Here is a 13,301-nt window from a genome sequence, read left to right as displayed (position 1 = left end):
TAGTGATTTAACAGAAAATAAAGAAATAAATGAAAAAATATCTTGATCTTGAGATTTAAGTGAGGTTGAAAAAGAATCAGATACTTATTTTAAAGAAAGTGGTGGTAGTATTTCAAGCTGAGCAAGTGATAAATGCGACATAACAGTGAAAAATTGAGAAAATATACAAAATGCAATAGATGATGCTCAAGCAGATTATGTGATATGTGTAGAATCTTGAACCTATAAAGAGAATTTAATAATAGATAAAGAATGAATTGCTTTAATAGGTATCGGTACAGATAGACCTGTATTGGATGGTGTTAGTATTAATGAACATTGAATTTTTATTAATAATTTTGATAATATTGAAATTAAAAATTTTGAAATTAAAGAGTTTGGTCAAAGAGGTATTTATGCTGAATTTTCAAATAATATATTAATTGATAATGTATATTCTCATAATAATAATGTTGATTGAATTAGGGTAACAGGTTCGAAAAATATTTCAATAAGAAATTCAAAATTTGAAGAAAATGCTAACGATGGGATAGGTTTTTATTCATATGGTGAGTTAGTAAATACAGAAGTTTTAAATAATTGAGAAAGATGAATTTATCATGCTTCATATCAAGCTTCTGCTTCTGGTGCAATAGAAGAAGAGAAATATGTTAAGATAAAAGATAATAAAATAATTTGAAACTCTCATGCTTTGACAGATTGGAGAAATGCATGATGAGTTTTATTATGAGTTGAATGAGGTATTTATAATACATTCATTAATACAATTAGTGTAGAAGTAGAAAATAATGAAATAAAAGATAATTATTGAAGTGCTTTAACCATTAATCATATAAATGGTACTTCTCAAAGTTGCTCAACTGTTCGATGATTTACTTTTTGTTCTTGAGAAGATGATTGACCTATTTATGAAAATTCTCAATCAACAATAAAAAATAATATTATTTCTTGAACTAAGAATCATACTCAATCTAGTAATACATGATTTTGAGATTGAATATATATTGATAATTCTTACAATTTAAATATAGATTGAAATATTATATTTGATAATGAAGAAAGTTGAATTCGAGTAAAAAGTAATATTATTAATGATACTATTGAAATAAAAAACAATAGTATAAAAAATAATAATAATGGTCTTTATGTTCCAGAAAAGTATGATTCTAATAATAATTTAGTCAATTTAGATGAACTAAATTTAGAGAGTAATAATACATTTGAAAATAATAATAATATTGATATTCTTATTGAAAATTAATCAATTTGAAATAAATTTTTTGTTTTCGCCCGTAGTCGTACACATTTGAAATAGACTGCTATATTAAATATTTTGTCTTGACTTTAATTTAAAAATATATATTAATAATTAAAATTATAATAAATTTTAAATATATAAATATTTTGTAAAAATGGATAAATTAAATATTTGAACATTATCAAATGTTTCAATATCTGAAATAAAAGAGCTTTATAAAGATTCAAATGATTTGGAAAGTATAAAAGATTGTATAAGAAATTATATATTTGATGTCTTGAAAAAATGAGATGAAAAAAAAGAAAATGAAGTATGAATAACTAAAGATGAATTTTATTTGATGGAATGATATATAAAATGATTAAAAGATTATTCTCAAATATTGGAAAAATATTTTGGAAAAAATTTTTCTTTTTCTTTTGTAGAAAAAATAATATTTTGACAAAATATTGAAGAATTTGAAAAAATGTGTAATAATCAAAATATAAAAAATGTTTTAATAAACTCAAAAGAGAAAAATTTAGAATCTGTAGTTTGATTATGTTCTTGATTTAATGATTTTAATAAATTATGTAATAATGAATATATTGTTGATATTTTAATTTCTTCAAAAGAGAAAAATTTAGAATCTGTAGTTTGATTATGTTCTTGATTTAATGATTTTAATAAATTATGTAATTATACATATACTAGAAATCTTTTGATGAATTGAAATGAAAGATATATTGAATCTATTCTTTGATTATCTTCTTTGGAAGATTTTGATAAATTATGTAAAGATAAAAATAAACATGAATATCTTAGAAATCTTTTGATAAATTTAAATGAAAAATATATTGAAGATATTATTTTGTTATCTTCTTCGTTTCAAGAATTTAGTAAATTTTGTGATAATACATATGTTAGAAATATATTAATAAATTGAAATAAAAATAATATTAAATCTATTCTTTGATTATGTAATTCTTTGGATGAGTTTAAAAAAATATGTAATAATGAAAATTCTATTAATGTTTTAATGAGATGAAAAGAAAATAATATTAATTCTATTATATGACTATTGAAAACATATGATGATTTTTTGGATATATGTGATCAAAAAACTACTTATTTATTGATAACTTGAGATGAAACTAATATTAATTCAATAATTTCATTATGTTCTTCATATGAAGATTTTAAAAAATTGTCTAATAATATAAATATATATACTAGTAAATTTCTTCAAAATTCTAATAAAGAAAATGTTAAATCTATTGTTTGACTATGTAATAATTACCAAGATTTTGAATTATTATATAATAATAATTTTATTCAAGAACTTTTGATGAATTGAAAAGAAAATAATATTAAATCTATTATTTGATTGTGTAAAGATTCACAGGATTTTCTAAATATTTGTAATATACATACTATTATTATTTTGGAAAAATGAAATGAAAAAAATATTGAAGCTATAATTTGATTATGTAATTCTTCACAAGATTTTTATAAATTGTGTAATACTGAATCTACCAAAAATATTTTAATAAAACGAAATGAAGATGATATTAAATCTATTGTTTGATTATGTAATTCTTCACAAGATTTTTATGAATTATGTGAGAATGAAAAAATTAATTATATATTAAAATATTGAAATAAAAATAATATAAAAAGTTTTTTGAAATTATCTTCTTTGGAAGATTTTGAAAACTTGTCTGCTAATGAATATACCAAAAGTATTTTGATAGATTGAAATCAAGAAAATGTTAATTCTATAGTTTGATTATGTAATTCTTCACAAGATTTTGATATATTATTTAATAATATTTATATTAGAGATATTTTGATATATTGAAATAAAAATAATATAAAAAGTTTTTTGAAATTATCTTCTTTGGAAGATTTTGAAAACTTGTCTGCTAATGAATATACCAAAAGTATTTTGATAGATTGAAATCAAGAAAATGTTAATTCTATAGTTTGATTATGTAATTCTTCACAAGATTTTGATATATTATTTAATAATGAATATGTTAAAGATATTTTGATAGATTGAAATGAAAAAAATATTAATTCTATAGTTTGATTGTGTAATTCTTTGGAAGATTTTGAAAAATTGTTTGATAATGAATATACTAGAAATATATTAATAAATTGAAATAAAAATAATATTAATTCTATAATTTGATTGTGTAATTCTTCACAAGATTTTAAAAGCTTGTCTAATAATGAATATGTTAGAAATATGTTAGTAAATTGAAATAAAAATAATATTAGATTTATAATTTGATTATGTAATTCTTTACAAGATTTTGATAAATTGTTGAGTAATAAATATGTTAGAAATATTTTGATATATTGAAATGAAAGTAAAATAAAATTACTCATTTTATTATCTAATACAATTGATGAATTTATACAAAAGTGTAATAATTCAGATATACAAGAATATTTAAAATCAATATATATTATTGATTCTACTCCAGATTCAAGTTTGCAAAAAAATATTTTTGATGATATAATTTGATATTGTGTAAAATATGAAAATCAATTACTTATTGATTCAATAAAAAAATTATCTTTAATTAAAGAATTAGATCTTGAATTAGAACAAAAAGAATTACCCAAAACAATTAGTTATTTTATAGATAAAAAAACTTGAAAATTAGATTTTGATAGTCTAAAAAAAGAGTTTGAAGAAATATTAAAAGAAAATAATACACAAAATTGTGAAAAAAAATTAAAATATTTTGATTATTTTATTGAAAATGAAAATATAGAATGACTTGAAGAACTTTTTATGCAAAATGTATTAAAAAAATTTGATAATATGTATTATAAAAAAATAATTAGTGAATTGAAAAAATTTGCTTTTGTAAATCTTAAAGAAAAAATAGATAAAATATCTAAAATAGATAAAAATAAATTTGATAATCCAGATTTTATAAATGCATTTAAAATGTTGTATAATAAGGAATATTCTTTTAATTCACATTTATATAATTGAGAAAGAGAATATATAATTGAAATATTAATATGATATTTAAATTGAGAATTTGATGAACAAGAAAAATTAAGTCCTGATAATTTATTGCAATATGATTTGGAAAAAAATAAAGAACGATTAGATAAATCTTTATCACAAGAACAACAGAAAATATGGTTATCATCAAATACTAAAATATTTAAAAATAAAGAAATTGAAAATATATGATTATCAATAGATAATCCATTTGAATTAGCTATAAAAAGTATAGAAAAAATAAATAATTTATGAGTTTTAGATAAAAATCTAAATAAAATAAAATTTAAGACTATTTTTGTTTCTAGTGTATATACAGATAAAGAATCTTATTTTAATATAACAATTAATAATTTATTGGATTATTTTAGTCAAAATATTTTAAAATATAAAGATTCTATAATTTCTTTAGATAAAGAAATATGGGATGAATTGGAATTACAAATAAAAAATTTGAGAGAATTGAATGATAATTATACTCGTAAAATAGATTGTCTTTTTAGATGAGATAGTTTTACTTGAGATTCTAAAAGTTTTTTAAATAAAATTAAGATAGAAAGAGAAAAAAATCCATTAAAATCTCTTTGAGTATGAAAATCTATTGATATTGATAAATTTCATACTAGATGATCATTATGAGAATATTGGTGGTCATCTATAAGTAATACAATAGATGTAAATAAATGAGTATTTAATATTGCTGATGAAAATTGAAAAATAATAGCAAGATTTATTATTGCTATTTGAGATAATAAAAAATTATCTAGATATAAACTTGATTACAATTATTATTATTCATGAAATTTGGAAACACCATTAGAATATTATGTAGATAATTATCTTAGAGAATTGGCGAATGATATTTGATTAGATATTGATATAAATCCTGATAATTCTTTGTCTCCAGAAGGATATACTATATATAATAAAAAATTAAGATTAAATCCATCTTGTCAAGACAATGTAAAGAAAATTAATTCAAAAAAATGGCGACTTTCATAAATTATTAAATTTATCTTTGTAGACTAAAATTTATAAATCCTTGTATTAATATTAGATAAAAAATTAACTTAATCTTGAAAACTTATATATTTTATATATAAAGTATATATTTATTATATATAAAAATATTAAATATTATTATGGAAATTAAACTTGATACTATTAGTTCATGGGCAAAAAGAAAATGATTTGTATATCCTGGTAGTGAAATTTATTGATGACTTGGAAATGCATGGGATTTTTGACCTTATTGAATAGAACTTAAAAATAATATAAGAGATCTTTGGTGGAAAGAATTTGTTCATAAAAGACAAGATATAATAGCTTTGGATACTCAAATTCTTATGAATAAAAAAGTTTGGCAAGCAAGTTGACATGTGGCAGGTTTTAATGATCCACTTATGGATTGTAAAAAATGTAAAAATAGATTTAGAGCAGATAAATTAATAGAAGAATATATAAATAAATCTAATGATTCTCAAGTTCCCAAAAATTGGGCAGGGGAGTGAACACCAACAGAAAATTTGTCAGAATATATTATTGAAAAAAATATCATATGTCCAAAATGTTGAGCATTGGATTATACAGAAATTAGAAAATTTAATCTTATGTTCAAAACTCATCAATGAGTAATTGATAATGATGAAAATTTAGTATATCTTAGACCAGAAACTTGTCAATGAATTTTTGTTGATTACAAAAATATTTTAAATACTATGAGAGTTAGAGTTCCATTTGGTATTGCACAAGTAGGAAAAGCTTTTCGTAATGAAATAACACCATGACAATTTATTTATAGACAGAGAGAATTTGAGCAAATGGAAATAGAATATTTTGTACATCCTGATGATGCAAAAGATTCTTATGAATATTGGAAAGATGAATTTTATAAATGGTGGACTGATATATTATGAATAGATAAAGAAAAAATAGAAGCTAGAGAATTACCAAAAGAAGAAGCAGCACATTATTCAGATTGTACTCATGATTTTGAATATAAATTTCCTTGGGCTTGGTGAGAAATTCAAGCTTTGAATAATAGAACTGATTATGATCTCAAAAATCATCAAAAACATAGTGGGGTAGATATGCAATATTCTGATCCCAAAACTTGATTTAGATATATTCCTTATGTTATAGAATCTAGTATATGACTTAATAGAACTGCTTTTGTTGTGATGGCAAATTATTATAATGAAGAAAAATATATTGATCCAAAATGAAATGAGCAAAATAGAATTGTAATTAAATTCCCTTTCAATATAGCACCAATAAAATATGCTATACTTCCTTTGATGGAAAAAAATCAAGAAATGTTGGATAAATGAAAAGAATTTTTTGAAAAACTTTCTGATAAATATGTTTGTGAATTTGATAAATCTTGAAATATCTGAAAAAGATATCGTAGACAAGATGAAATATGAACTCCTTATTGTATTACTATTGATAATCAAACTTTACAAGATCAAACTGTAACTATTAGAGATAGAGATACTATGCAACAAAAAAGAATAAAAATTGATGAATTGTTGTAAATAATTATATATTTTATATAAATTTAATTTAATTTAATATGAAAAAGTTATTTGTTTTATGATTGTTTTCAATAATCATATGATTATGAACTTCTAATTCTATGTATTCTAATACTATGTATGAAGAAAAAATATCACAGGTCAAAAGAAATAAAATTCAAGAAGTTGCTAATATAATTATAAATACTTCAAAAACAGATGTAAAAGTAATATCGTATATAAATCATATAGATAAAATATATGATATTACTGAAAATAAAAGAAATAAAGCTATAATTATTGTTTTGTTAGAAAAATTAGAAACTTGAATATGAGAAAATAATGTTTCTAGAGTTCTAAAAAATATAGAAGATGAAAAAAATAATTTATCAGAAATATCATGTAATAATATTTGAAATGTTATTAATAAAAAATTTGGTAATATAAATTATTGTGATACTGATTCAGATTGTGGTATTGCTGATGATTATTGTTGTTGAAGAATTATGAATGTGAATTATATAAAATCTTATGAAAAATTTGTATTAGATAATATAAGTTGTTTTGATGATAGGATATGTGATTGTATCTTTAGTGAAATTAAGTGTGAAAATAATGAATGTGTGCAAAAATATTAACATTTTTTGTTTATTTATGATAAAAAATTTTATTTATAAATAATATTGTAGTATATAATTCATTTTTAATAATATAAAAAAGAAATATAATAAAATATTTCTTTTTTTCATTAAAATTAAATTATAATATTGTTTTCATAAGTTTATTTAAATCTTCATTATCATCTGATTTTAATTTAGTAATTCAATAATCTGCACCTTTAATTAATAATATATTATTACATTCAGGAACAGAACTAAATCCTATAATTATATTTGCTTCCATAAGTTGGATTACTTCTTTTCATTTTACTCAATCTTTATCTAAATAATAGTCCAAAAATAATATATCAAAAGTTTCTTTGATAGCATCTTTGTAACTAAAAAAATGTTTAAATTTATATTTTATATTATTTGGAACTGATTTTTTTATTTGTTCTATTCAATAATCTTTGTCATCTATTAATCATATTAGCATTATTTATTTTATATTAATTTAATTTAAATTTTTTTATTTAGTGTTATATAATATAGTAATATACTTAATATTTCAAGACAAAATTATACTTTTTTATACTAGACTGTTTCAATGAATATAAATATAAAAATTACGAGATTAGTTAAATTTTTATATAAAAAAGAGAGTATAGTATATAAAAATATTTTTATTTTTTCGCAAATCTTATTTTAAATTAAATATTTATTTCCAATATTTAGAAAAATTTTTATTAAAATCATTAATTAAATCATTATTAATGATAACTATATTAATTTCTCTATTATTGTCAATTGAGTTAGTAGTGAAATTAGTGCTTCATACTATCAAATATTTATCATCTATCAAAACTGATTTTGCATGTAAATATATTTGTTCCAAAAATTGCAATTCATTATTATCAAAAATTTCTTTATTTGAATAATTATATTCATTATCTGATAAAATAATTTTTAAATCTCAATCAAAATTGTTCAATATATTTGTTATATTAGGATCTGAAAGACTTTGATTAAATATTTTAATACTAGTTTTAGCATTTGATAAATAATTTTCAAAAGTTTCTCTACAATTTATATTACAAACCAAAAGATTTGGATGTATTTTATCTTTATCTATACTTTCTCATTTCCAATCTTGTTCAAAAATATATTTTAATGATTTCAAAATATTTTTATTATATCACACAAAAAATATTTCTGATGATCTAAAAAATGCAGAATAAGTTAAGTTTGCTGTTTGTATTATAAATTTATCATCAAACAAAAAAGTTTTAGCATGCATAAAATTAATATCTAAATCCTCATCGTTTTTTATTTCAATATTTGAATTATTTTTGAATCTTTCAATTAATTGCAAATAATCTTTGTCATTATGTCTAAACTTATTATTTTCTATAATAATTTTTATATCTGTATCTTTTGATATTTTATCAAATTTATCAATAATTGGATCATAAATAAAAGAATAAATATAAATCCATAAATTTTCAGTATTTTCATCAATATAATCTAAATATCGTTCGTGATCGTAAGTAGGAGAAAAATATAAAATTCATTCTGTATTTTCCAAATTTGAATTTTCAAATTTTTTTTCAAAAACAATATCTCAATTTTGATAAGAATAAAATAACAAAAAAAATGTAAATGAAATAATAATTCATAATAATATATATCATAAATTAAATCATTTTTTCATTTTTTATTATTTTTAAAAAATAAAATTATTTACAAAAAGTATTTTTGTACTAAAGATATTTTGAAATATAAACAAAATATTCACAAAAAAAATGTATCATTATTTTGATATATTTTAATATTATTTTTAAACCTAATTTAATCAAATTATTAAACAATAAATTTTAAATTATAAACTAATTTTAATATAATTAATTTCTACTTACCATTTTAATAAATATATCATTTGGCACATTTACAGATCACATTTGTTTCATTTTCTTTTTTCATTCTTTTTGTTTTGCCAAAAGTTTTCTTTTCCTAGTAACATCTCATCCATAACATTTTGCTATTACATCTTTTCTCATAGCAGGAATAGTTTCTCTTGCTATTATTCTAGTTCATATTGCAGCTTGTATAGGTACAGCAAACAAATGTTTTGGAATATGTTCTTTCAATTTGGAAACTATACTTTTGCCTAGATTATAAGCTTTATCTTTATGAGTTACTAAACTAAAAGCTTCAATTCTTTCATTATTTACCAAAATATCTACTCTTGCTAAATCATTTTGTTCATATCATTTAAAATCATAATTCATAGTTGCAAATCATTTAGTAGTAGATTTTAATATATCATAAAAATCAACTATTATTTCTGCCAAAGGAATTCTATATCTTCGCAAAACTCTATCATTATCAATATATTCCATTCATTTCAAAACTCATCTATGATTTTGTGCCAAATCCATTATATTACCACTATAATCTTGTGGACCAACAATTTCTACTTCTGAAATAGGTTCCCATATTAACTCTATTTTCCCAGGCTCTGGCATTTCACTACCTGATCTAATTATCATCCAGTATTTTAATTGTTCCAAATATTTATCAGCTATTTCGGCATCAGATAAATTTGAATCTCTTTCATCAAAATCATCAATTACAAATTTATGATATCAAGATTTTACTATTTCCAATATATTATTTCAAGTTTTTACTTTTTCCAAGGTTAAATCTTTAAGTTTGACAAGATATATAACATTAGGAACTGTAAATATTGTTTCTATTCAATATTCTCTTTCCAATCTCTGTCTAATAATATCCATATGTAATGTTCACAAAAATCAAGCTCTAAATCAATTTCACAAAGCTAAACTATTTTCATATTCATATTCAATAGCACTATCATTAAGTGTAAGTTTCTCAAAACTATCTCTTAATTTCTCATAATCATTTGTGTTCAAAGGATAAACTCATGAATATACAAAAGGTTTTATTCTCTTAAATCAAGGAATAGCAAGATCTTTAAGTGGAATTTTTTTATTATCAAATAATAAATCATAATCTTTAATTTTTAATTTATCATCTTGAATATTAATAATTGTATCTCAAATTTTTGCATCTCTTACAGATTTCTGACCTGTAAGAATATATCATATTTGTCATTCTCTAATTTCTTTATCTTTTTCATAATCAGGAGCAAAATGCCCAACTTCCGTAGGAGTTAATCAAATTTTGGTATGAGAAAGTTTTATATGATCTCATACTTTTATGGAACCACTAAGAACTTTTATATAAGCTACAACTCATTTATATCTATCAAATACACTATCAAATATTAAAGCTCTAGTTATATTATTGTCATCTTTAATTTTTTCAGGAGCAATTTTATGATAATACATATCTTTGTATATATCCAAAAAAACATCAGGACTTAATATTTTATCTATTATTGAATCAAGCACTAATTCTACATTTTCTCATGTTTTTGCAGATATTTTTATTATATCATTTTGATCAACTCAAATTAAATTTTCTAATTCTTTTCAAACTCTTTCAGGATCAGCAGCTGGTAAATCAACTTTATTCAAAACAGGAATTATTTCCAAATTGTAATCTAATGCCATATATAATGTACTAAGTGTTTGAGCTTGAATTCATTGACTTGCATCAACTAGTAAAACTACTCATTCTACCCCAGACAATGATCTACTAACTTCATATTGAAAATCAACATGTCATGGAGTATCAATTAAATTAAGTTCATATCATTTCCATTGCATCCTAGCGGGAGTTAATTTTATAGTAATTCATCTTTCTTGTTCAAGATCTAACTTATCAAGTACTTGTCAATGATCAGATTTTTTTATTGTTCAAGTAATTTCAAGCATTCTATCAGCTAAAGTAGATTTACCATGATCAATATGTGCTATAATACAAAAATTACGAATATTTTTCATAAAAAATTATGTTAAATTTAAATAATTTACCTATCATAATATAGATATTATTAAATATTTCAAGTAATTTATAATTATACAATAGTTTTTTTATTGAAATAAAATTTTTTTTATATATTATAAAAAATTATATAAAATAAATATTTGCAAAAAAGTTTGTTTTTGGGGATAATAACTATTTTATTTAAAATAATAAAATTATGACTAATATAGAAAATTTGAAAATTCCTGAAGGGTGGAAAACAACAAATCTTGTAGATGAAAACTTTTTTAAAATTCAATGAAGCTGAATTATAAATTTTAACTGAGAAAAAAAATATTTATCTACTTCATCAATTCAATGAAATAAAATTATTTCTTTTGAAGAATATATTACATTTAATAAAAGACCTTCAAGAGCAAATATACAAGCTATCATTGATAATATATATTTTGCTAAAATGAGATATACTTTAAAAGTAATAAAAGCTAATAATGAACTATATAATAAATATATATTATCTACTTGATTTTTATGATTAAATACATCAATAAATTCTGATTATCTTTATCAATTTATATTGTCAGATGATTTTAATAAACAAAAAGATTTATATGCTGAATGAAGTACTCAAGAAGCTATAAATAACTGAGATTTAAAAAATATTTTTATTACTTTTCCTCAATCATTTCAAGAACAACAAAAAATAGCAAAAATACTTTCAACAGTAGATGAAGCTATACAAAAAACTGATGATTTGATAGAAAAATACAAAAAAATCAAAACTTGATTGATGGAAGATTTATTTACAAAATGAATTGATATAAATACTTGAAAACCTCATACAAAATTTAAAGATAGTGAGTTGGGGAAAATTCCAGAGAGTTGGGAGGTGAAAGAATCAATTGAAGTTTGTAGTAGTATTACTGATTGAACACATGATACACCTAAACCAGTAATTTTTTGATATCCATTATATACATCAAAGAATTTATGAAATTATTGAAAATTAAAATTAGATGATTTCTATAATATATCATATAATGACTATTTAAATATAAATAAAAGAAGTTATGTTAAAAAATATGATATATTATTTTGAATGATATGAACTATTTGAAATCCTGTTATTATTTTAAATGATAAAATCAATTTTTCTGTCAAAAATGTTTGAATTTTTAGATTTAATTGAAATATGATTCAATCTAAATATTTTTATTATTTTTTAAATACTTCTTTATTTAATAAAAATATTGAATCTATTTTATCATGAACTAGTCAAAATTTTGTTCCATTAAATGTTTTAAGAAATTTTAAAATAAAAAATCCTCCTCTTCAAGAACAACAAAAAATAGCAGAAATTTTATCAAATGCAGATGAAAAAATAGAAAAAGAACAAGCATATAAACATAAACTTGAAAATATTAAAAAATGACTTATGAAGGACTTATTGACGGGCAAAGTAAGAGTTAAAGTTTAATTCCCGCCCGGGCGGGAAAAGATGTTGATTTTGGTAAAGAAAAAAATATAATGAAAAGGATTTAGTAAAATTAAAAAAATTAAAGAAATGAAAAAAATATTGATATGAACACAAGATTTCAAAACATTTATAAATGAAAAATGATATTATATAGATAAAACTAAAACAATACATAATTTATTGATAAGTAATAGGTATTATTTTTTGTCTAGACCAAGAAGATTTGGGAAATCATTGACATTATCAATGATAAAATATTTGTATATGTGAGAAAAAGAATTATTCCAAAATACATATATTTATGATAAACGAAATTTTGAAGAAACAAATCCAGTAGTATATATGAGTTTTGCAAGTTATAACGAATTTGAAGATGTAAATGAATTTATAAATGAAAAGCTTGAAATATTTTATGATTGAAAAATATATAATTTAGAAGATTTTACAAAAAGTTTTAATATAGGTACACTTGCAAAAAAAATATATGAAAAAACAGGAAAACAAGTAGTAATATTGATAGATGAATATGATA

At 20.4% G+C, this 13,301-nt stretch carries 9 protein-coding genes; 6 read left to right on the top strand and 3 right to left on the bottom strand.

Annotated features, from left to right (window positions below; genetic code table 25):
• The 4 genes from VAMP_RS02715 to VAMP_RS02700 form a co-directional block, all read left to right on the top strand.
• The coding region (locus VAMP_RS02715) for a right-handed parallel beta-helix repeat-containing protein (RefSeq protein WP_213348964.1) at positions 1-1,261 on the top strand (1,261 nt) is incomplete at its 5' end.
• A 151-nt stretch (positions 1,262-1,412) separates the two neighbouring features.
• Positions 1,413-5,267 (top strand): hypothetical protein, encoded by a 3,855-nt coding sequence (locus tag VAMP_RS02710; protein ID WP_213348962.1) that lies wholly within the window; start codon positions 1,413-1,415, stop codon positions 5,265-5,267.
• Between the two features lie 140 nt (positions 5,268-5,407).
• Positions 5,408-6,802 (top strand): glycine--tRNA ligase, encoded by a 1,395-nt coding sequence (locus VAMP_RS02705; protein WP_213348960.1) that lies wholly within the window; start codon positions 5,408-5,410, stop codon positions 6,800-6,802.
• A 38-nt stretch (positions 6,803-6,840) separates the two neighbouring features.
• The gene (locus tag VAMP_RS02700; protein ID WP_213348957.1) at positions 6,841-7,419 is read left to right on the top strand and encodes a hypothetical protein; all 579 of its coding nucleotides are present in this window, start codon (positions 6,841-6,843) and stop codon (positions 7,417-7,419) included.
• Positions 7,420-7,540: 121 nt separating this feature from the next.
• Here VAMP_RS02700 and VAMP_RS02695 read toward each other — a convergent pair whose 3' ends face one another.
• The 3 genes from VAMP_RS02695 to VAMP_RS07020 all read right to left on the bottom strand — a co-directional run bounded on the left by VAMP_RS02695 (position 7,541) and on the right by VAMP_RS07020 (position 11,309).
• Positions 7,541-7,876, bottom strand: a complete 336-nt coding sequence (locus VAMP_RS02695) for a hypothetical protein (RefSeq protein WP_213348955.1) — start codon at positions 7,874-7,876, stop codon at positions 7,541-7,543.
• A 222-nt stretch (positions 7,877-8,098) separates the two neighbouring features.
• Positions 8,099-9,091, bottom strand: coding sequence for a phospholipase D-like domain-containing protein (locus VAMP_RS02690; RefSeq protein WP_213348953.1), 993 nt, complete (start codon positions 9,089-9,091; stop codon positions 8,099-8,101).
• A 190-nt stretch (positions 9,092-9,281) separates the two neighbouring features.
• Entirely contained in the window at positions 9,282-11,309 is a 2,028-nt protein-coding gene (locus tag VAMP_RS07020) for an elongation factor 4 (RefSeq protein WP_213348951.1), read from the bottom strand.
• A gap of 200 nt (positions 11,310-11,509) precedes the next feature.
• Here VAMP_RS07020 and VAMP_RS07015 point away from each other — a divergent pair, with 200 nt between their 5' ends.
• The gene (locus VAMP_RS07015; protein WP_213348949.1) at positions 11,510-12,769 is read left to right on the top strand and encodes a restriction endonuclease subunit S; all 1,260 of its coding nucleotides are present in this window, start codon (positions 11,510-11,512) and stop codon (positions 12,767-12,769) included.
• Between the two features lie 87 nt (positions 12,770-12,856).
• A partial coding sequence (locus VAMP_RS02675) for an AAA family ATPase (RefSeq protein WP_213348947.1) occupies positions 12,857-13,301 on the top strand: 445 nt, incomplete at its 3' end.

The sequence above is a fragment of the Candidatus Vampirococcus lugosii genome (genome assembly GCF_018420025.1).
Classification (GTDB): Bacteria; Patescibacteriota; Gracilibacteria; order Absconditabacterales; family Absconditicoccaceae; genus Vampirococcus; species Vampirococcus lugosii.
Note: the sequence above shows the minus strand (reverse complement) of the source record. Positions and strands in the feature narration are given on the sequence as shown.